The organism is Sphingomonas sp. Tas61C01, from assembly GCF_052567495.1.
In genome coordinates this window covers 3,388,537-3,409,796 of record NZ_CP199583.1, presented here as the reverse complement: position 1 = coordinate 3,409,796, position 21,260 = coordinate 3,388,537, and the positions used below count along the sequence as shown (strand labels likewise).

18 protein-coding genes and 1 pseudogene are annotated in these 21,260 nt (G+C 68.5%); 10 read left to right on the top strand and 9 right to left on the bottom strand.

Annotated elements, in window-relative coordinates:
- Positions 1-209 precede the first annotated feature (209 nt).
- Both ACT009_RS15915 and ACT009_RS15910 read right to left on the bottom strand, forming a co-directional pair.
- Complete coding sequence (locus ACT009_RS15915; RefSeq protein ID WP_445192031.1) at positions 210-488, bottom strand: hypothetical protein; 279 nt, start codon at positions 486-488, stop codon at positions 210-212.
- Between the two features lie 47 nt (positions 489-535).
- Positions 536-1,504, bottom strand: coding sequence for a cysteine synthase A (locus tag ACT009_RS15910; protein WP_445192030.1), 969 nt, complete (start codon positions 1,502-1,504; stop codon positions 536-538).
- A 339-nt stretch (positions 1,505-1,843) separates the two neighbouring features.
- Between ACT009_RS15910 and ACT009_RS15905 the strand changes: the two genes are divergently transcribed.
- The 4 genes from ACT009_RS15905 to aat all read left to right on the top strand — a co-directional run bounded on the left by ACT009_RS15905 (position 1,844) and on the right by aat (position 5,191).
- Entirely contained in the window at positions 1,844-3,166 is a 1,323-nt protein-coding gene (locus ACT009_RS15905) for a Y-family DNA polymerase (RefSeq protein WP_445192029.1), read from the top strand.
- 94 nt (positions 3,167-3,260) lie between these two features.
- Positions 3,261-3,647 carry a hypothetical protein gene (locus ACT009_RS15900; RefSeq protein ID WP_445192028.1) on the top strand — a complete coding sequence of 129 codons (387 nt, stop codon included), beginning with the start codon at positions 3,261-3,263 and terminating at the stop codon, positions 3,645-3,647.
- A 111-nt stretch (positions 3,648-3,758) separates the two neighbouring features.
- Entirely contained in the window at positions 3,759-4,469 is a 711-nt protein-coding gene (locus ACT009_RS15895) for a ParA family protein (RefSeq protein WP_445192027.1), read from the top strand.
- Complete coding sequence (gene aat / locus ACT009_RS15890; RefSeq protein ID WP_445192026.1) at positions 4,469-5,191, top strand: leucyl/phenylalanyl-tRNA--protein transferase; 723 nt, start codon at positions 4,469-4,471, stop codon at positions 5,189-5,191. The genes ACT009_RS15895 and aat overlap by 1 nt, the downstream gene beginning before the upstream one ends.
- Positions 5,192-5,226: 35 nt before the next feature.
- On the opposite strand, the pseudogene ACT009_RS15885 reads toward aat, so the two are convergent.
- From ACT009_RS15885 to ACT009_RS15865, 5 genes and pseudogenes are all read right to left on the bottom strand, one after another.
- Positions 5,227-5,460: pseudogene (locus ACT009_RS15885) on the bottom strand (DUF2155 domain-containing protein); the annotation flags it as partial.
- Positions 5,461-5,663: 203 nt separating this feature from the next.
- Entirely contained in the window at positions 5,664-6,059 is a 396-nt protein-coding gene (locus tag ACT009_RS15880) for an NADH:ubiquinone oxidoreductase subunit NDUFA12 (RefSeq protein ID WP_445192025.1), read from the bottom strand.
- A gap of 81 nt (positions 6,060-6,140) precedes the next feature.
- Positions 6,141-6,641 carry a DUF192 domain-containing protein gene (locus ACT009_RS15875; RefSeq protein ID WP_445192024.1) on the bottom strand — a complete coding sequence of 167 codons (501 nt, stop codon included), beginning with the start codon at positions 6,639-6,641 and terminating at the stop codon, positions 6,141-6,143.
- A gap of 2 nt (positions 6,642-6,643) precedes the next feature.
- Complete coding sequence (locus tag ACT009_RS15870) at positions 6,644-7,210, bottom strand: cold-shock protein (protein ID WP_445192023.1); 567 nt, start codon at positions 7,208-7,210, stop codon at positions 6,644-6,646.
- Positions 7,211-7,272: 62 nt separating this feature from the next.
- Positions 7,273-7,806, bottom strand: coding sequence for a regulatory protein RecX (locus ACT009_RS15865; protein WP_445192022.1), 534 nt, complete (start codon positions 7,804-7,806; stop codon positions 7,273-7,275).
- A gap of 110 nt (positions 7,807-7,916) precedes the next feature.
- Between ACT009_RS15865 and ACT009_RS15860 the strand changes: the two genes are divergently transcribed.
- The 3 genes from ACT009_RS15860 to ACT009_RS15850 all read left to right on the top strand — a co-directional run bounded on the left by ACT009_RS15860 (position 7,917) and on the right by ACT009_RS15850 (position 13,581).
- Positions 7,917-9,656 (top strand): fatty acyl-AMP ligase, encoded by a 1,740-nt coding sequence (locus tag ACT009_RS15860; protein ID WP_445192021.1) that lies wholly within the window; start codon positions 7,917-7,919, stop codon positions 9,654-9,656.
- Positions 9,657-9,929: 273 nt separating this feature from the next.
- Positions 9,930-12,290 (top strand): putative bifunctional diguanylate cyclase/phosphodiesterase, encoded by a 2,361-nt coding sequence (locus tag ACT009_RS15855; RefSeq protein WP_445192020.1) that lies wholly within the window; start codon positions 9,930-9,932, stop codon positions 12,288-12,290.
- A gap of 139 nt (positions 12,291-12,429) precedes the next feature.
- Positions 12,430-13,581 (top strand): saccharopine dehydrogenase family protein, encoded by a 1,152-nt coding sequence (locus ACT009_RS15850; RefSeq protein WP_445192019.1) that lies wholly within the window; start codon positions 12,430-12,432, stop codon positions 13,579-13,581.
- Positions 13,582-13,615: 34 nt separating this feature from the next.
- Here ACT009_RS15850 and ACT009_RS15845 read toward each other — a convergent pair whose 3' ends face one another.
- Complete coding sequence (locus ACT009_RS15845) at positions 13,616-15,835, bottom strand: ribonuclease R family protein (protein ID WP_445192018.1); 2,220 nt, start codon at positions 15,833-15,835, stop codon at positions 13,616-13,618.
- A gap of 74 nt (positions 15,836-15,909) precedes the next feature.
- On the opposite strand from ACT009_RS15845, the gene glpD reads away from it, so the two are divergent.
- Positions 15,910-17,364, top strand: coding sequence for a glycerol-3-phosphate dehydrogenase (glpD, locus tag ACT009_RS15840; protein ID WP_445192017.1), 1,455 nt, complete (start codon positions 15,910-15,912; stop codon positions 17,362-17,364).
- The gene (gene trhO / locus ACT009_RS15835; protein WP_445192016.1) at positions 17,357-18,292 is read left to right on the top strand and encodes an oxygen-dependent tRNA uridine(34) hydroxylase TrhO; all 936 of its coding nucleotides are present in this window, start codon (positions 17,357-17,359) and stop codon (positions 18,290-18,292) included. Before glpD ends, trhO begins: the two co-directional genes overlap by 8 nt.
- Before the next feature lie 291 nt (positions 18,293-18,583).
- Here the strand turns inward: trhO and ACT009_RS15830 are convergent, their stop codons facing one another.
- Complete coding sequence (locus ACT009_RS15830; RefSeq protein WP_445192015.1) at positions 18,584-20,113, bottom strand: aminoacyl--tRNA ligase-related protein; 1,530 nt, start codon at positions 20,111-20,113, stop codon at positions 18,584-18,586.
- 181 nt (positions 20,114-20,294) lie between these two features.
- Between ACT009_RS15830 and ACT009_RS15825 the strand changes: the two genes are divergently transcribed.
- Entirely contained in the window at positions 20,295-21,164 is an 870-nt protein-coding gene (locus ACT009_RS15825; RefSeq protein WP_445194122.1) for a DMT family transporter, read from the top strand.
- Positions 21,165-21,260: the final 96 nt, after the last annotated feature.

The window sequence follows — 21,260 nt, the reverse complement described above, 5'->3', positions numbered from 1 at the left end:
CCCTTGTTGATCCTGCGTAACTCAGCAGGGTCCGGGACACAACGGGATATTTGGGGAAAGCCGGGGAAATCGAACTCAGATCGGGGCTAATCCGGGTAGTTCATGGGGATAGCCACATCGCTTGGCACGCACACACCCGACCATGACCCGCGCAATCTGCAGACGCCGCGCCTTCATCCCGCGAAATCCCCGGTTGGCCACCGACTCGCTCAATGTCGTGGCGCCTGAGTGTTGCCCTCGATCGTGCTCGGGGTGATACCCAGTTCGGCGAGCGGCTCGCCGGTAGACGCCGCCTCGGCGGCGTTCATCGCTGCGATGTTGGCGACCACGTCGGCACGCGCGGAGCCCGCGGTGCCGATCGGCCGCTCGCGCGTCGCGGTCCCGATGATCGCGCTCGCCAGCGCGATGAGCAGGACCACCGCGGCGAGGCCGACCATGCCGACCTTCACCCGCTGCGTCGTCTGGGAGGGTTCGCGGACCACCTTCATCTTGCCGCGCAATCGTACCGCACTATCCCGCACGTGTCGATCGGGTCCTATTCCAGTCCCTTCAGCGCGCGCCAGTCGGGATCGTACAAGGTCGACAAGTAACGAAAACCGGTGTCGCACAGGATCGTCGCCACTCGCTTGCCCGTTCCCAGATGCCGCGCGAGCGCCACCGCGCCCGCGACATTGATCCCCGACGACAGGCCGAGGCACAGCCCCTCCTCGTCGAGCAACCGCCGGACCCAATGATACCCTTCGGCATCGGAAATCCGGAACTGCGTGTCGATCGGCGCGCCCTCCAGGTTGGCGGTGATCCGGCCCTGCCCGATCCCCTCGGCGACCGACGAACCCTCCGCCTTCAACTCGCCATGCGCGTAATAATCGTAGAGCGCAGCACCGTGCGGGTCGGACAGTGCGATGCATACGCGCTCGTCCTTTGCCTTCAGCCCCATGCCGACCCCCGCGATCGTACCGCCGGTGCCGGCCGCGCAGGTGAAGCCGTCGATCCGGCCCTCCATCTGCGCCCAGATCTCCTCCGCGGTGCCGGTGATGTGCGCGCGGCGATTGGCGATGTTGTCGAACTGGTTCGCCCACACCGCCCCCGGCGTCTCCTCCGCGATCCGGCGCGAAGTGTGGACGAAGTGGCACGGCGACGAGAACGATGCCGCGGGCACCAGCACCAGCTCCGCGCCCAGCGCGCGCAGCGTGTCCATCTTTTCGCGGCTCTGCGTCTCCGGCATCACGATCGTGGTGCGATAGCCCTTCGCATTGGCGACCAGCGCCAGCCCGATCCCCGTATTGCCGGCCGTCCCTTCGACGATCATCCCGCCGGGGCTGAGCATCCCGCGCTCCTCGGCATCCTCGACGATCGACAGCGCCGCGCGATCCTTCACCGACGCGCCCGGATTTGCGAACTCGCACTTCCCGAAGATGTCGCCGCCCGCCGCCTCGCTGGGACCCTTAAGCCGGACGAGCGGGGTGTTGCCGATAAGCGATAACGTGTCGGGGATCGTAGCCATTCGCTTCAGATGGTGCACCCCGCCGCGCGGGGCAAGCAACGGAAGGTTGCTCGATACCAAGCTAGATACGCGTGCCGGAGTTTGCGGGAGGTTACGGGTTCAGACATAAGGCGAGCGAGGTGGTGGCAATGAGCGACAAGCTGAACTTCAAGAATCCGGAAACGGTTCGCCTTTTCCACGAATTGTCTCGGCGGACGGAGCGCTCACTTACCGCGACAAATGTTCCGTAAACTCGCCCCGCGGTTTATGGCCGCAACCGCTCCCGCCATCTGATCGCCCCTTCCGCCACACGCCGGCATCTGCCATGTTCATGATCCGTTCTCATCGGATCGAGTCGCGATGCTTGCCGTGCCTGCCCCGTCCCGCCCGCCGGCGCCCGATCTGCCGCCCCGGCCGCTGCGGTGGCTGTTCCTCGATCTGAATTCCTATTTCGCCAGCGTCGAGCAGCAAGTGCAGCCGTCGCTTCGCGGGCGGCCGGTGATTGTCGCGCCGGTCGGCAGCGACACCACCGTCGCGATCGCCGCCTCGATCGAGGCGAAGCGCTTCGGGATCGGCACCGGCACCCCGGTGTGGGAGGCGAAGCAGAAATGCCGCGAACTGGTCGTCACCCCCGCCCGCCATGATCGCTATGTCGAATTCCACGACCGCATAGTCGCGGAGGTTTGGCGCCACCTTCCCGTTACCCGGGTCTGCTCGATCGACGAGGTCGCTTGCCGCCTGCTCGACAACGAGAACGACCGCGACGCCGCGATCGCGCTCGCCCACCGCATCAAGGCAGGGATCCGCGCCAATGTTGGCGACTATCTCACCTGTTCGATCGGCATCGCGCCCAATCGGCTGCTCGCCAAGCTCGCCTCCGATCTCCAGAAGCCCGACGGGTTGATCGTGTTCGAGGCGGCGCAGCTGCCAGGCGACCTCTATCCGCTCAAGCTGCGCGACATCTGCGGCATCGGCGCGAAGATGGAACGCCGGCTCGCGCGCGACGGGGTCAACGACATCCGCCAATATTGCGAGCGCCGGCCGCGTGACGCGGGCAACGCCTGGGGAGGCATCGATGGTGATCGGCTCTGGTATCTGCTCCACGGCGTCGACCTACCCGACAAGCCGACCCAGTCGCGGACGATCGGCCACAGCCACGTCCTCTCCCCCACCAAGCGCGGGCCTGAGCCCGCCCGCCTCACCGCGCGCCGCCTCGCGCTGAAGGCGGCGAGCCGATTGCGCCGTAAGGGATACCGTGCGCGCCTGCTGGTCCTCCACGCGCGGTTCGAAGACGACAAGTCCGGCTGGCGGACCTCGATAAAGCTGCCGGTCACCGGCGACAGCTTCGTCGTGCTCCAGCATCTCGACGCGCTGTTCCCGCGGCTGCGCGAGGCGGGACGGTCGCGGCCGGGCGGCTTTCGCCTGCGGATGATCGGCGTCACGCTCGCCGAGATCGAGGCGGTCGGCGGCGACCAGGGATCGCTGTTCGCGCATCTCGACCCGACCGACCCGCTCGCGCGCGAGACCCGCGGGCTGGCACTGTCGCAGGCGATGGACCGGATCAACGAACGCTTCGGCCGCAACGCGGTCAGCGTCGGGCCGCTTGGCGGCGGGCGCCTCGACCGCGTCGGCACCAAGATCGCATTCGGCCGCATCCCGGAAGCCAGCGAGTTCCACGAATGAGCCGACCGACAGGTACGGACTACAGACCTTTTCCCGACCCGAGACCCCAAGAAGCTTGACGCTCCATGCTGCATGCGCGAAGCGTCGGATCGCTATGAAGAGCCTCCCAATCCTCGCCGTCACCGCCGCGCTGTTCGCGCTGGTCGCCTGCAACCCCAAGCCGAAATCGCCGGAGGTGGTCGATACCAACCCCGATCCGATGGCGAAGGAACTCGCCAATCGTGCACCCGTCGAATTGCCGCCTGCGATCAAGGCGGACAAGACGATGCGCTGCAAGGACAACAGCCTGCTTTACGTGACGTTCTTCGAAGGCAACAAGCTCGCCTTCGTCCGCACCGAAAAGGCCGGCGCGGTCAATCGCCTGACCGCGCCCGCAGCGGGGGAGCCGCTGGTCGCGGACGGCGGCTGGAAGATGACGGGCTCGCCGTCGCTGATCACGATCACCCAGCCGGGCAAGGGCTCGCAAACCTGCAAATCCTGATCACGGCAACGCCGCGATCCTTACGGCCGGTGGAGCGATCCGCCGGCCGTTTTAGCGCCTGCTGCCCGCACGGCGCTTGCCCCGGCCGGGCGCCGGGCGCACGATAGCGCGATGGCGACGATCGCGATCTACAGCCTGAAGGGCGGCGTCGGGAAGACGACCCTCGCGGTCAACCTCGCGTGGTGCGCCGCCACCCTGTCGTCGCGCCGCACGCTGTTGTGGGATCTCGATCCGCAGGCGGCGAGCACCTGGCTGCTCGGGGGTGCCGCTCCCGGCGATCACGCCCGCGCGATCTTCACCAGGGACGTTGCGCCCGCGGGCCGCGCTCGCGCCACCGCGATCCCGCGGCTCGACCTGATCGGCGCCGATCCGTCGCTGCGCGGGCTCGACCAGCTGTTCCACGATCTCGACAAGCGCAAGCGGCTCCACAAGCTGCTCGCCGGGCTCGAAGATTATCAGCGCGTGATCCTCGATTGTCCGCCCGGGCTCACCAATACCGCCGAACAGGTGATGCGCGCCGCCGATCTCATCGTCGTGCCCGTCATCCCGTCGCCGCTGTCCGAACGCGCGCATGACGAGGTCGTCCGCCATCTCGGCGGGAAGGTGCCGGTGCTCGCGGTCCACACCATGGTCGATCGCCGCCGCTCCCTTCACGCCGAGGCACTCGCGCGGAGGCCCGACTGGCCGGTGATCCCGATGGCGAGCGCGATCGAGGCGATGACCACCCGTCGTGCGCCGGTCGGCACCTATGCGGCCGCCAGCGCCGCGGGCAAGAGCTTCGCGCTGCTCTGGCAGGCGATCGAGCACCGCCTGGCGCGCTGATGGACCTGCTCGATCCGCAGCTCGTCCTCGGCGCCTATGCCGTGGGCGTCTTCCCGATGGCGGATCACCGCGACGCGTCGTCGGTCTATTGGGTCGAGCCGCGGACCCGCGCCATCCTGCCGCTCGACGGCTTTCGCCTGTCGCGCAGCCTGCGCAAGACGATCCTCGCCGATCGCTTCCGCGTCACCGCCGATGCCGCCTTTCCCGCGATGATCGAGCTTTGCGCGCAGAGCGTCCACGGCCGGCCCGAAACCTGGATCAACGCCGGGATCGAGCGGGTCTTCACGACGCTGCACGCGATGGGCTTTGCGCATTCGATCGAATGCTGGGACGGCGACGAGCTGGTCGGCGGGCTTTACGGGCTCGCGCTCGGCCGTGCCTTTTTCGGCGAATCGATGGTCAGCCGCCGGACCGATGCGTCCAAGGTCGCGCTGGCGTGGCTGGTCGCGCGGCTGAAGGCGGGGGGCTTCACGCTGCTCGACTGTCAGTTCCAGACCCCGCATCTCGCCTCGCTCGGCGCGATCGAGATCAAGCGCGACGCCTATGTCGCGTTGCTCTCCGCGGCGCTCGACGGGATCGTCGGCGCCTCCGCCGCGTCGTCGCCCTCGGTCACGGGCGACTTCTTCGCGCTCGATCGCGTGCCCGCCGGTGCCGACAGCGAGGTCGTGTCGGGCCCGGTCGCGGGCCACGACATCGTGCAGCTCTTGGTCCAGACGTCGTAGATCGGGTGCTGGACGACGTTCAGCTCGGGGCGTTCCTTGTACAACCAGCCCGAAAAGCTGCGTCGCCAGTGCCGGTCGACCCCGCGCACGTCGAGCTGCACGAACGCGCCGGTCAGCTGCTGTTGCTCCCACGGCGCGGTCTTCTCGCACGCGCGCAGCCGCACCACGACGTCGCCGGTCCGCGCCGCCTGCCCCGGCTTCAGCGTGATCTCGCGGCTTTCGCCGTTGCGCTTGTTGAGCAGCCCGACCACGGCGACGCGCTGCGCCATCGGCGTCCCGCCCGACAGCCCTGCATCCTCAACCGTCGCAACCGTCTCGATCCCCGCCGCGTCGCCGCTGGGCGGCACCTCCGCCACCACCAGGGGCGCGGCGCGCGTGGCGACCGGCGTGGGCCGGTTGAGCGCGCGGTAGCCGGCCACGCCGCCGATGCCGACCGCCGCGACGAGCACGCCCGCGGCCAACCAGCGGGTCATCATCCCTCGGGGGTCCAGGCTTCGTAGTCGCCCGTGGCGGCGGCACGATGGCCGCCCTTTTCCAGCGCGCCCTGCGGCCGATAGGCGAGCGGCGTGCCGGTGAGGTTGCCGACCGGCGGCTTCTGCCAGGCGCGTGCGGGCGGCAGCGCGCGATCGGGCACGTCGTCGATCTGGTGGTGCAGCCAACTGAACCATTCGGGCGGCACCCGGCTGGCATCGTTCGATCCCGAATAGATCACCCAGCGCCGGATCCGGCCGCCGGTATCCTTGCCGCCCGCCCAATAGGCGTTGCCGAGCGAATCCTCGCCGACCCGCGTCTTGCCGCGCAATCCGTAGAAGCGCGTGCCGACGGTGGCGCCGTTCCACCAGGTGAAGATCGAACCGAGGATAGTCATGCCGCCCGCTTACCCGCCCCGCTGGCGAGCTTCAACCATGATGAAGGGGTGAGAACCTGTCCACGCGAGCAACCGTTGCGCCTAACCCCCGCCCCGCTCCCAGCTGACCCGGTCTCCCTCGACGATCCCCAGCTCCGCCGCACGCCCGCCGACGATCTCCAGCACCGCGTCCACCGGCTCCCCCGACGCCACCGGCGTCTCGGAGAACGGCACCGTGTTCTCCGCGATCCGCGCGATCGTGCCGTCCGCCCGGATGAAGATGATGTCGAGCGCGGTCGGCGTGTTCTTCATCCAGAAATTGGCCTCGCGCGGCCCGCCGCCCGCCGCCGGGTATGGCCAGAACAACATGCCCCCGTCCGGCGTCAGGTCGGTGCGATACATCAGCCCCTTTTCCTGGGCCACGGGGGTCGACGCGCGCTCCACCACGAACCGGTGCTTGCCGTTCGCCGAGGCGATCGTGATCGCCAGGCTGCCTGCGGGCGCCACCGCCGCCTTCTCGCCCGAGAACACGCCCTGCTGCACCGCCAGCCCGGTGCCGCCGAGCGCCAGCGCCGCGATCACCGCGATCACCGCCTTCGCCATCCTCAATCCTCTTCGACGACGACCGCCAGCGGCCCCTTGCGCCCGGTCACGATCCGCACCCGCATCCGCTGGTCGGGCTCGACTGCCGCAATGTCGGCCCGGCGCAGCGTTTCCATGTGCACGAACACGTCGGCGCCATCGCTGTCGCGAACCAGGAAGCCATAGCCCTTCAGCCGGTTGAACCACTTGACCGTGGCGGGCTCGAACGGCCCCGCCGCGTCGATCAATGCGATCGGGTCGACCCGGTCGCCGTCGCTGCGCGCGCGCGGCTCGGTTTCCGGCACCGCACCCGACAGGTCGATCGAGACGATCTCGCGCGCCTGGTAACCGCGGCCCCGCTGCACGACGACCGCCTCGACCCGCGCGCCTTCGGGCAGGCTGCGCCGGCCATGCGCCTGCAAGACCGAGAAATGCACCAGCACGTCGCCGATATCGGGATCGTCGGCGACCGCGAACCCGAAGCCGCGGGTGACGTCGAACCACTTGATAACGCCGCTCACGACGATGGCATCGGCCGGGATCTCGCCGGTCGATGACGCATACTCGCCCTGTTGCGCGTCGCTACGCATCACTTACCCCTAGATGAACAAGCTAGCATGCTTCTTCGCGCCTGCAACGAAATAGCGGCCCATCACCCCTCCAGGCTCTCTGCGGACGGTTCGCTGCCCTGCGGCGCATCGACGATCCGGCGCGACAAATCCAGCGGGTGGCCCGCGCGTAGCATCGCGCCCAATTGCTTCTCGCGCCCCGCCCGATCCGCGACCGGCGCACCGAACGGCCCGATCCGACGGCGGCGTGCGAAGGTCAGCGCCGCGTCGATCGCGCGCGCCTGGATCCCCGGCGCGACCGCTTCGGCATCCTCCTCGCCGATCCGCGCCTCGCGCAGCGCTCCCGCCACCCGCCGCGCACCCAGCCCGCGCCGCCCCAGCGCCGAGGCGCGCGCCTCCGCATAGGCACGATCGTCGACATAGCCGAGCCCCGCCATCCGCTCCGCCAGCGCTGCCGGGTCCGCCGCCTCGCCGTCCCAGCCGCGCTCGCGGATCTTGCGCCGCAGATAGTCGGTCAGCTTGCCCCGCGTCGTCGCGAACCGCTCGACATAGCGCAGCGCCAGCCGCTCGAGCTTGGCGGTATCCAGCGGCGGAATGGGTCGGCGGTCCTGGGCCATGGCTACACTATGCCATGTTTGTGCCACAGTAGGACCGGAATTAGGACGCCGGCGCCCGGCAGAGGCAGGATAGCGAAGTCGCGCGATCGCGGCAGGACGGGATTTTAGCAATGACGGAGCAGCTACGCTCGACACCGACCCTCGACGATCTGCCCCGACGGCTGGCCGATTTCGGCACGCTCGGCGAGGCGCTCGACTATGCGGCGCGGGGCGTGCGTGGGCTGAACTTCCATGATGCGCGCGGTCAGCTGTTGCGCCCCTACCCGTTCGCCGAACTGCGCAACGACGCAATCGCGACGGCCAACCGCCTGATCGCCGCCGGCGTGAAGCCCGAGGACCGCATCGCGCTGGTAGCGGAAACCGGGCCGGAATTCGCGGCGCTGTTCTTCGGCACCGTTTATGCCGGCGCTTGGCCGGTGCCGCTGCCGCTGCCGACCTCGTTCGGCGGTCGCGATTCCTACATTGAACAGCTCCGCGTCCAGCTGACGAGCTGCGATCCCTCGATGCTGATCTACCCGCCCGAATTGGCGCAGATGGCGGCCGAGGCGGCGCGGCTGGCCGAGACGCAGGGGATCGACTGGTCCGATCTCGCGACCCGCGACGCGCCGTCCGCGACGTTGCCCGCGGCGGACGGCTCGGCGATCGCCTATCTGCAATATTCCAGCGGCTCGACCCGCTTCCCGCACGGCGTCGCGATCACCCACCACGCGCTGCTCAACAATCTCGCCGCGCACAGCCACGGCATGGAGGTCGGCGGCACCGATCGCTGCATCTCCTGGCTGCCCTGGTATCACGACATGGGGCTGGTCGGCTGCTTCCTGTCGCCGATCGCCAACCAGGTCTCGACCGATTACCTCAAGACCGAGGATTTCGCGCGTCGCCCGCTCGCCTGGCTCGACATGATCAGCCGCCACGACGGCACCACGCTCAGCTATTCGCCGACCTTCGGCTACGATATCTGCGCGCGCCGGATGTCGTCGCAGACCCGCGCCTCCGACCGTTTCGATCTGTCGCGCTGGCGGGTCGCGGGCAACGGCGCGGACATGATCCGCCCCGACGTGATGCAGAGCTTCGTCGACGCCTTCGCCGATGCCGGTTTCCAGGCCAGTGCCTTCCTGCCCAGCTACGGCCTTGCCGAGGCGACACTGGCGGTGTCGATCATGCCCCCGGGCGAAGGCATCCGCGTCGAGCTGGTCGAGGAGACCCAATTGTCGGGCGGCGACCCCGCAGGCGCCCATTTGCCCCGCCCGCAGCGCTTTCGCGCGATCGTCAATTGCGGCAAGCCGGTGCGCGATATGGCGGTCGAGGTACGCGAGGAGGACGGCACCCCGCTGCCCGACGGCGCGATCGGCAAGCTGTGGTGCAAGGGACCGTCGCTGATGGTCGGCTATTTCCGCGATCCCGACGCCACCGCCGCGTGCATGACCGACGGTTGGCTCGACACCGGCGACATGGGGTACATGTCGGCAGGCTATATCTACGTCGTCGGCCGCGCCAAGGACATGATCATCGTCAACGGCCGCAACCATTGGCCGCAGGACATCGAATGGGCGGTCGAACAGTTGCCCGGCTTCAAGGCCGGCGACATCGCCGCATTCGCCATCACCACGCCGGGCGGAGAGGAAACCCCCGCGGTGCTCGTCCAATGCCGCAGCAGCGACGAGGGCGAACGTGTCCGCCTGCGCGAGGAGATCCGCGAGCGGGTCCGCTCGGTCACCGGCATGAATTGCGTGATCGAACTGATCCCGCCGCGCACCCTGCCCCGCACCAGCTCGGGCAAGCTCAGCCGCGCCAAGGCCCGCAACCTCTATCTGAACGGCGACATCAAGCCCTACGACCTGGCGGCTTGAAAGCTCGTCGACCTTCCGCACTCTTCCACCCCGGCGAAGGCCGGGGCCCAGTTGGGAGCGGTCGGTAACGGCGGGAGCGCTTCGTCACGACGACCTTCGCGACTGGGCCCCGGCCTTCGCCGGGGTGGCTGCGTTATGCGGGTGCCCGTCCCCGACAGCAGCCGTCGGCTCGGAACCCCGCTTCCCATAGGCCGCAACCGCCTCACGATTAAACCACCCCGGACCCGAACAAGCGAAACGATCCGATAACCACCGTCATGGTAGGGCGCGATCGTGAGTAAACAGTCCCCCCCCGCCGCCGATCAGACGCAGATCGATTTCCCCACGCTGATCGGCCTGCGCGACGGCGCGGATGCGGCGCAATGGGGCCGGATCCGCGCCACCCAGCTCCATGCCGGTCGCCAGCTGGCGATGTTCCTGCTCGCGGCCAACCTGATCGGCGCGGCGATGACCGCGTCGTTGTTCGCCGGCGATCTGCCGACCTGGAAGCTCGGGGTGTGGGCAGCGCTGGTCGCGGTGATCGCGGTCGGAGTCGCGATGCGTCGGCTCGCGTCCCCGCATCGCGGCGACGGCTACGCCAACGTCCGCGACATCCGCACGACCGTGGTCGAAGGCGCGGCGCTCGCGGTCGCCTGGGCGATCCCGCCGCTGCTGTTCGAACCCTCGACCGGCTCGGCCTCGGCCTATGCGCTGTGGATGATCCTGTCGGTGCTGATGACCGCCGCCGCCGTCGCGATGGCGCCGCTCGCACTCGCGACGATCGTGTTCCTCGCCGGGCTGTGCATGGCGGTCGTGGTCAAGCTCGTGCTGATCCACGCCTATGCCGCCGCCGGCACCACCATCCTGTTCACCGCGCTGCTGATCATCGCCTGTATCGGCCGTGCGCGGTCGCTGGTTGCGATTCGCGCCTCGCAGATTGCGCTGGCCGAGCGCAACGAGACCGTCAGCCTGCTGCTCCGCGAATTCGAGGACAATGGCGCCGACTGGCTCTGGGAAACCGATTCGGCGCGCCGCGTGATCAAGGCCAGCCCACGCTTCGCCTTCGCCTGCGGCCTCGATCCGCTGACCATCGACGGCATGCCGTTCCTCCAGGTATTGGCCGGCCCGACCTGGGAGACCGGCAACTTTGCGGCCGGACTGCGCAATCTCGCCGATCGGCTGAAGGGTCGCGAAAGCTTCCGCGACCTGCGCCTCCCGGTCAACGTCAATGGCGAGGAACGCTGGTGGGAACTCGCCGCCAGTCCCCGCTACGACGAGGCCGGCGCGTTCTGCGGCTTCCGCGGCGTCGGCTCCGACGTCACCGAACAGCGCGCCTCCGCCGACAAGATCAACCGTATGGCCCGCTACGACACGCTGACCGGCCTGCCCAATCGGCTGATGGTCAACGAGACGCTGGTGCGCGCGATGAGCGAGGCCGAGAAATGGGGCGGTCGCTGCGCATTCATGATGATCGACCTCGATCGCTTCAAGGCGGTCAACGATACGCTCGGCCACCCGATCGGCGATCGCCTGCTGGGCCGCGTGTCCGAACGGCTCGCGCAGCTGATGGGCCCGAACGACACCTGCGGGCGGCTCGGCGGCGACGAATTCGCGGTCGTGGTCCAGGACGCTACCGATTTCACCGCGGTCGAACGCCTCGCGCGCAAGATCATCGACACCCTGTCGCGCGCCTATGAGGTCGATCAGCACACCCTCTATATCGGCGCCAGCATCGGCCTCGCGGTCGGCCCGCGCGACGGGCGTACCGCGGAGATGCTGATCCGCTCCGCCGATCTCGCGCTGTACCGCGCCAAGGATGCCGGCCGCGGCGTGTACCACGCCTACGAACCCGAATTGCACGTCCAGGCCGAGGAACGCCGCGTCCTCGAAATGGCGCTGCGCCAGGCGCTCGAGCGTGGCGAGATGCACCTCAACTACCAGCCGGTGGTCGACGCCGGCACCGGCCAGCTCACCGGCTTCGAGGCGCTGCTGCGCTGGATCAGCCCGCAATTCGGCAACGTCTCCCCTGCCAAGTTCATCCCGCTGGCCGAGGATGCGCGGCTGATCCAGCCGATCGGCGAATGGGTCCTGCGCACCGCGTGCGAGGAGGCGGCACGCTGGCCGTCGGGGATCCGCGTCGCGGTCAACGTCTCGCCCGATCAGCTGCAGAACCCGAACTTCGTCAACGTCGTCACCAGCGCGCTCGCCAATGCCGGGCTGTCGGCCGAACGGCTGGAGCTCGAGGTGACCGAGAGCGTGTTCATGCACGAGGGCCTGGGCGCGACCAAGGTGCTGGAGCGCGTCCTCGATCTCGGCGTCCGCCTCAGCCTCGACGATTTCGGCACCGGCTATTCCTCGCTCGGCTATCTGTCGCGGACACGCTTCTCGTCGATCAAGATCGATCGTAGCTTCGTCCAGAGCGCGTCGAAGGGCGGCAAGGAAGCGATCGCGATCATCCGTGCCGTCGTCGCGCTCGCGCAGAGCCTCGGCATGGCCACCACCGCCGAAGGCGTCGAGACCGAAAGCGAGCACCGCATGGTCCAGGATCTCGGCTGCACCAAGGTCCAGGGCTATTACTTCGGTCGCCCCCTCCCCGTCGAGGAAGCCCGCACCATCGCGCTGCGCCGCTGGGACGACGCCGCCGCGGCTGCTTGACTTGGCGATGGCCGACGCTTGGCGTCAGTGCTGTCCTACCGAACCGGTTTATGATCTAACCGCTTCCTGACGATCACATACCGCATCTGCTCGCGCCCGCGCGTGTAGGTGTGACTTTTGTGACTTTTGGAGAGGCATCATGGCACGCGACTTTGACATCATCGTCTATGGCGCCACTGGGTTCACCGGGCGGCTGGTGGCGGAGTATCTCGCCACTTCCGGCGCAACGCGGTGGGCGATGGCGGGGCGGTCGCTCGCCAAGCTGGAGGAGGTGCGCGATCTCATCGGTGCGCCAGCCGATACGCCGCTCGTCGTCGCCGACGCCGACGACGCCGCCAGCCTGTGCCGCATGTGCGAACGCACCGCGGTGGTGCTGACCACGGTCGGGCCCTACCAGCTCTACGGCAGCGATCTGGTCGCGGCGTGCGCATCGACCGGCACCGGCTATGTCGATCTGTGCGGCGAGCCGGCGTGGATGCGCCAGATGATCGACGCGCATCACGAAGAGGCGCAGCGGACCGGCGCGCGGATCGTGTTCTCCTGCGGGTTCGATTCGATCCCCTTCGATCTCGGCGTGCTGACGCTGCAGGATCATGCGAAGGCGACCTACGGACGCCCCGCCCCGCGCGTGAAGGGCCGGGTAAAGACGATGAAGGGCGGCTTTTCGGGCGGCACCGCGGCTAGCCTGAAGGCGACGCTCGCCGCCGCCGCGCGCGATCCGTCGCTCCTCAAGCTGCTCACCAGCCCCTTCGCGCTCACCCCCGGCTTCAGCGGCCCGCACCAGCCGACCGGGCTGATCCCCGAATATGATTCATCGATTCAGGCTTGGGTCGCGCCCTTCGTCATGGCGCCGATCAACACCAAGAACGTGCACCGCACCAACTTCCTGCTCGGTGCCGCCTATGGCGCGGACTTCGTCTATGACGAGATGATGGTCGCGGGACTCGGCGACATCGGCAAGGCCGCCGCCGACGCGATCGCCAAGTTCAATCCCTTCTCCGGCGACAAGGGTCCCAAGCCCGGCGAAGGCCCGAGCAAGGAAGACCGCGACACCGGCCATTACGACCTGCTGTTCGTCGGCCTCATGCCTGGCGGCGAACGGATCGACACCGTCGTCACCGGCGACCTCGACCCCGGCTACGGCTCGACCAGCAAGATGATCGCCGAAACCGCCCTGTGCCTTGCGGAGACGGAGAGCGCCGGCGGCGTCTGGACACCCGGCGCGCTTCTGGGCGCGCCGCTGCGCGATCGGTTGCAGGCGAGGGCAGGATTGACCTTCGAGACGGCCTAATTGCCCCCTGCTAAGGCGAGGGAGGATTAGTAGGTCACCGCCGCTTCTTCCCCTGGTGCCGGATATTCGCCGGCCGCCCTCGATGCTTGATCACGCGGTCGCTGCGCTTAGGCGGCGGCGCGGCGCCCTTGCCGCCGATCATCTCGAACCGCAGCGCCCCCGACACCGGATTCGCCTCCGCCAGCCGCAATTCGAGCCGCTGGCCGAGCGCATAGACGTCGCCGCTGGTCTCCCCGGTCAGCGTCCGCACGGCTTCGTCGAAGCGGAAATATTCGCCGCCGAGATCGCGGACCGGCATCAGCCCGTCGCCGCCGATCCCCTCCACGGTCGCGAAGAACCCGTAATTCTGCACGCCGGTGATCCGCACCGCAACGGTCTCGCCGACCCGTCCGGCCAGGAACGCCGCGACGTATCGGTCAGTGGTGTCGCGCTCCGCCTCCATCGCGCGCCGCTCGAACTGGCTGATCCGCTGCCCGATCGCCTCCATGTTGGCGGCATCCTCCGACGTCAGCCCGCCCGGCCCGAGCTTGTACGCCGACACCAGCGAACGATGGACGACAAGGTCGGCATAGCGCCGGATCGGCGACGTGAAATGCGCATAGCTGCCGAGCGACAGCCCGAAATGCCCGTGGTTTAGCGGCGCATAATAGGCCTGGGTCTGGGTCCGCAGCACCTGCTCCATCACCTGTGGCCGGAAATCGGCGTCGCCGACCCGGTCGAGGATCCGGTTGAAGGTCGCGGGTTTCACCACCTGGCCGAGCGCGAAGGCGACGTCGAAGCTTTCGAGATAGTCCTTCAGCGCGACCAGCTTCTCGCGGCTCGGCGGTTCGTGGACCCGGTACATCACCGGTGCCTTCTTCGCCTCCAGCGCCTTCGCCGCGGCGACGTTGGCCGCGATCATGTAGTCCTCGATCAACCGGTGCGCGTCGAGTTGTTCGCGCGGCGCCACCGACAGGATGCGCCCTTGCTCGTCGAGCACCACCCGGCGTTCGGGCAGATCGAGCGCCAACGGCTCCCGCGCCGCCCGCGCTTTGGACAGTGCGCCCCAGCAAGCCCAAAGCGGCTTCAGCGCGGCAAGCACGTCGCCCTCCCGCCCCGCGGAAGGGGAACTCCCGTCGATCAACGCCTGCGCATCCTCGTAGGCCACGTTCGCCAGCAACCGCACCACCGCCCGCGTAAAGCGCCACGACTTCAGAGCGCCCGACGGGGTGATCTGCAGGTGGCAGACCAAAGCCGCCCGGTCCTGGCCCTCCTTCAGCGAACACATGTCCGCGGACAGGATCTCGGGCAGCATCGGCACGACGCGATCGGGAAAATAGACCGAATTGCCGCGCCGCCGCGCATCGCGGTCGATCGCGGAACCCGGGCGCACATAGAAACTGACGTCCGCGATCGCGACCAGCGCCTGCCAGCCGCCGGCATTGGCGGGATCGTCGTCGGGCGCCGCCCATACCGCATCGTCGTGATCGCGCGCATCGACCGGATCGATCGCGACGATCGGCAGATGCCGCAGATCCTCGCGATCGTCGCCGAGCGGCAGCTTGGCGACCTCCTCCGCCTCCTCGATCGCTTCGGGCGCGAACTCGTCGGGAATGCCGAGCTTGTGGATCGCGATCAGCGAAAAGCTGCGTGGCGCGAACGGATCGCCGAGCCGCTCGACCACCCGTGCCATCACCCGCGGCGGCCGGCCCGCCAATTCCGCGAGCACGAGGTCGCCGGGCGCCGCGTCGCCGGCGTCGGACACCGCGATCTCGCGCCGGTCCTTCTTCTCGACGCCGGTCAGCCACAGCATCGGCCCCTCCTTGCGGAGCACGCCCAGGAACTGCTCGGATGCCTTGGCGAGCACCTTCATCGGGTGCGCGATCCAGCCGTTGCCGGCTTCCTCGGTCCGCGCGAGCACGCGTTCGCCGAGCCCGAGTGCGCCACGCTTGCGCTCCCGCACGCGGATCCGCGGCGGCGGCGTCTCCGCCTCCCAGCGATCGGGCACCGCCCAGACGTTGCCGCCATCGTCGACATCGACGATGCGCAGCACCGTGACCTTGGGCAGCCCGCCCATCTTGTGAAACGAGCGACCCGGCGCCGAATCGATCAGCCCCTCGTCGGCCATGTCCTTCAACAGCGCCTTCAGCAGGATCTTCTGCTGTGCACTCAGCCCGAAGGCTTTAGCGATCTCACGCTTTCCCGCCGGGCTGTCCGACGAGGCGAGGAAATCGAGGATCTGCTGGCGGGTGGGAAGACCGGTAGGATTACGCATCGACCCATACATAGGCACGCCCACCCCCGCCGTCACGGTTCACTTGTGCCGCGCGCCGCAGTAGGAGCCCCCAGGTGATCTACGATCTCCTCATCGTCGGCGGCGGCATCAATGGCTGCGCGATCGCGCGCGAAGCGTCGTTGCTTGGGCTGAAGGTGCTGCTGGTCGAGCGCGACGACCTCGCCAGCCACACCTCGTCCGCATCGACCAAGCTGATCCATGGTGGCTTGCGCTACCTCGAATATTACGACTTCCGCCTGGTTGCGCACGCTCTCCGCGAACGCGAACGGCTGGTGAAGGCCGCGCCGCACATCATCCGGCCGATGCGCTTCGTCCTGCCCAACGAACATGCGGTGCGCCCGTGGTGGATGGTCCGGCTCGGCCTGCTTCTCTACGATCTGCTCGGCGGGCGGATGACGCTGAAGCGGTCGCGCGGTCTGCGCCGGACCGACACCGCCTACACCGCGCCGTTGCAGCACGGCAAGCGTGGCTTCGTCTATTCAGACGCGTTCGTCGACGACTCGCGGCTGACCTTGTTCAACGCGGTCGATGCCGCTGACAACGGCGCCGAGATCCGCACTAGCACCGCGCTGGACAGTGCCCGGCGCGAGGGCGGGCGCTGGCATGCGCGCCTGTCCGACGGCAGCGAGATCGAGGCACGCGGGCTGGTCAATGCGGCGGGCCCCTGGGTCCACCAGCTGCTCGGCCAACTGGGTGTCAACAGCGCCAGCGGCGTCCGGCTGGTCAAGGGTAGCCACATCGTCGTCCCGCGGCTTTACGACGGCGACCACGCCTACATCCTCCAGCAGCCGGATCGGCGGATCGTCTTCGCGATCCCCTATCAGGATGATTTCACCGAAATCGGCACGACCGACATCCCCGTCGACAAGCCCGAGGATGCGCAGATCGACGCCGACGAGATCGCTTATCTGTGCGGCGCCGCCAACCGCCACTTCGTCCGCCAGATCGCGCCGGCCGACGTCACCTCGACCTGGTCCGGCGTCCGCCCGCTCTACGACGACGGCGCCAGCGAGGCGCGCGAGGTCACCCGCGATTACGTCCTCGATCTCGACACCAGCGGCCCGGTCCTGCTCAACGTGTTCGGTGGCAAGATCACCACCGCGCGGCATCTGGCGCAGGAGGCGCTGGGCAAGCTCGGCCCCGCGCTCGGCATCGTTGCGCACCCGGTCACCCCGGCACGCGTCTTCCCCGGTGGCGCGATCGGCGACATCGACCAGTTCGTCGCCAAGGTCCGCTTCACTTGGTCGTTCCTCGGCGATGCGCGCGCGGACCGCATGGCGCACGCCTACGGCAGCCTCTTGAGCGAGCTGCTCGCCGGCGTCGACGACGAGGCGGCGATGGGCGAGGATCTGGGCGGTGGCCTGACCGAGCTCGAGTTGCGCTGGATGCGCGACCGTGAATGGGCGCGCAGTGCCGACGACGCGCTCGATCGCCGCAGCAAGATCGGCCTCCACATCACCGCGGCCGAACGTGCGCGCGTCGAAGCCTGGTGGGCCGCCAATGGCTGACCGGCATCCTGTCCGGGTCGCTGCCTTCTACCGCTTCGCCCTGTTGCCCGATCCCGCCGCGTTGCGCGCACCGCTGCTCTCGCTATGCGAACGGCACGGCGCGAAGGGCACGATCCTGCTCGCGCCGGAAGGCGTGAACGGCACCATTGCGGGCACGCCCGCAGCGCTCGACGCCGTCCTTGCGCACCTCCGCGCGCTACCGGGGTGCGCCGATCTGGAGGCCAAGTTCGCGACCGCGCCGGTGCTGCCGTTCCACCGGATGAAGGTCCGGCTGAAGCGCGAGATCGTGACGATGGGCGCCCCCGGGCTCGATCCCGCCGCGGTCGGCGACTATGTCGCGCCATCGGACTGGAACGCGCTGATCGACGATCCCGAGACGCTGCTGATCGACACCCGCAACGATTACGAGGTGCGCATCGGCACGTTCGCCGGCGCGGTCGATCCCGCCACCGCCAGCTTCAGCGACTTTTCCGCATGGTTCCGCGACCACCGCGACGCGCTGCTGGCGGGCAAGCGCCGCGTCGCGATGTTCTGCACCGGCGGCATCCGCTGCGAAAAGGCGACCGCCTTCCTAAAGGCCGAAGGCGTGAGCGACGTCTTCCACCTCCAGGGCGGCATCCTAAAATATCTCGAGGAAGTCGAGCCGGCCCAGAGCCGCTTCGCCGGCGAATGCTTCGTCTTCGACCAGCGCGTCGCGGTCGGCCCCGGCATCGCGATCGGCAGCCACACATTGTGCCACGCGTGCCGCATGCCCGTCAGCCCCGAAGACCGCGCCTCCCCGGCCTATGCAGACGGCATCAGCTGCCCCGCCTGCCACGCCGCCCGCGACGACAATCAGCGGGCGGGCTATGCCGAACGCCACCGCCAGACCCTGCTGGCGCAGGCGCGCGGCGAGGATCATGTCGGGCGGCGTGTGGAGTCGGATTGAAGCATCGACCCGTCACGAAACCAGCCCCCATGTCCCCGCGAAGGCGCGAACCCAGTACTGGGCACCCGCCTTCACGAGACCTCTGCGAACCCCCTCCGTCATCCCGGACTAGTTCCGGGATCCACTGTTCCGCGCGGGCATAAGCCGTTGATTTTGCGGGACGGTGGATTCCGGAACAAGGCTCTCCTGAGCGAAGTCCAAGGGTCCGGGGTGACGAATGGATTTGGCGAATTCGGCGACTTTCGAAGAGGTCTCGCCTTCGCGGGAACACAAGCGTAGTTGATAACCGGCCTAGTAGCTCCGCCCCACCAGCACCCGCTCGACCGCCGGCTCGCCCGTGAACACGCAGTTCCCACTCGCCGCAGCCGCATCCAGCGGCACGTTGCGCACCGTCAGCTTCAGCTTCTTCAGCCGTTCCACGACCTTGTCGAGCGCCGCGCCGGTCGGCTTGGCCCACTCTACCATCCGCCAGCCCGGATTGCGCGCGCCCTCGGCGAAATGCGTTTCCAGCGCCGCCCAGTCCGCCGCGGGTGTGATGTTGGCGTCGAGCCGCGCCTTCGCCTCTGCATGCAGCGTCGCCTGGATCTCGCCCAGCAACCCCGCCGCGGCGCCTTCGAACTCCGCCCGCGCTACGATCGCGCTGTCGAGCTTGCCGTCTTCGCGGTACAGCCGGTCGCGGCGGATCACCGAGACGTTGCCGCCCGCCATATCGCGCCCGCCGACCTCGACGACGATCGGCGCGCCCTTTTTGACCCAGCCCCAGCGCTTGGTCGTCGACTTGGCCGGCTTGAGATCGAGCAATGCGCGCACCGTTTCGCCCAGCGCGCTCGTCGCCGCCAGCGCCGCCTGCAGTTCCTTGCAATAGGCGATCAGCGCGGCGTCCTCGTCATTGTCGCGCAGCATCGGCACGATCACGATCTGCCAGGGCGCGATCCGCGGCGGCACGCGCAGTCCGTCATCGTCGCCATGCACCATGATCACGCCGCCGATCATCCGCGTCGACACGCCCCAGCTGGTCGTGTTCGCCAGCTCGAACTCGCCCGCATTGTTCTGGAAACGGATGTTCTGCGCGCGCGCGAAATTGGTGCCGAGAAAATGCGAGGTGCCCGCCTGCAGCGCCTTGCCGTCCTGCATCATCGCCTCGATAGAATAGGTCGCGACCGCGCCGGGGAACCGCTCGTTCTCGGGCTTCTCGCCCGCGACCACCGGCAGCGCGAGGCAATCCTCCGCGAAGCTGCGATAGACCTCGAGCATCTTCAGCGTCTCTTCGCGCGCCTCGTCGGCGGTCGCGTGCGCGGTATGCCCCTCCTGCCACAGGAACTCGGCGGTGCGCAGGAACATCCGCGTCCGCATCTCCCACCGCACCACATTGGCCCATTGGTTGATCAGGACCGGAAGGTCGCGCCAGGACTGCACCCAGCGCGCGAACGCGGTGCCGATCACCGTCTCGGAGGTCGGGCGCACCACCAGCGGTTCCTCGAGCTTCGCCGACGGATCCGGCATCAACCCGCCCTTGCCGTCCGCGATCAGCCGGTGATGCGTGACGACCGCCATCTCCTTGGCGAACCCCTCGACATGCTCGGCCTCCTTTTCGAAATAGGAGAGCGGGATGAAGAGTGGGAAATAGCAATTTTCATGGCCGGTCGCCTTGATCCGGTCATCGAGCAGCCGCTGAATCCGCTCCCAGATGCCGTACCCCCAGGGCCGGATCACCATGCACCCCCGTACTCCCGACTCCTCGGCGAGATCGGCCTCGGTGATGACGGACTGATACCAGGCGGCGAAATCCTGATCGCGCGTGACGGAAAGAGCATGCTTCATGGCGCCGACGCCTAGCCAAAGCGGCCGGCGGCGTCACCCCCGAGTGGGTGTGTTGGGACGCAGCGAGTGCGGAAGGCGAGCAAAACTCCTGACACTCGCGGGGAGGAATTTGGTGGTCGCGACGCCCGGGCACGCTAAGCCCCGGCGCGTGACCACCGACCGGATCCTTCCCGCGATCGCGATGCGGCTGACGTCTGTGCTGGTGTTCGCGTCGATGAACGTCTGCATCAAGCTCGCCGAACGCGGCGGCGCCAGCGTGTCGGAGATCCTGTTCTTCCGCCAGTTCGGCGCCTGCCTGCTCGTTGCCGCGGTGATCGCGGCGGGGCCGGGGCTCGCATCGGTCGCGACGACGCGCCTGCCCGCGCACGTGCTGCGCGCCGTCGTCGGGCTGACCGCGATGGCGTTCACCTTCAACGGCATCGTCGCGCTGCCGCTCGCGGAGGCGACGACGATCGGGTTCACGGTGCCGATCTTCGCGACGGTCCTCGGCGCCCTGGTGCTCCGCGAACCGACCGGGTGGCATCGCTGGGCGGCGGTGGCGACCGGCTTCGTCGGCGTGCTGATCGTCGCGCAGCCGAGCGGCAGCCACTTCCCGCTATGGGGTGCCGGCTGTGCGCTGGCAGGCGCATTCGGCACCGCAACCGTCACCATCCTGCTGCGCCGGATCGGGCGCACAGAGAGCGCGCTGACGACGGTGTTCTGGTTCTCGGCACTATCGGTCCTGCCGCTGTCGCTGCTCTATGCTGGGGCGGCGCAGGCGCACCCGGTCGCGACATGGTTCTGCCTCGCCGGGGTCGGCGGCCTCGGCGGCATCGCGCAGATCGCGATGACGAGCTCGCTCCGCCTCGGCCCGGTCTCGGTGGTGGTGCCGATGGACTATTCCAGCCTGCTATGGGCGACGTTGTTCGGCTGGCTGGTGTTCGACGTGCTGCCCGCGTCCGCAACCTGGCTCGGCGCGCCGATCATCGTCGCGAGCGGCCTCTACATCGTGTGGCGCGAACACCGCCGCCGCCGCGTCCTCACCGAAGAGGCGACGGCGGGGAGCGGGTGACTGGTCCGCTTCCCCCGTAAAGGCCGGGGTCCTCTGTCCTACAGCACCGCCACCATGGTACGCGCCCTTCACTGCCTGGCCAGGCGGCACGCTCTT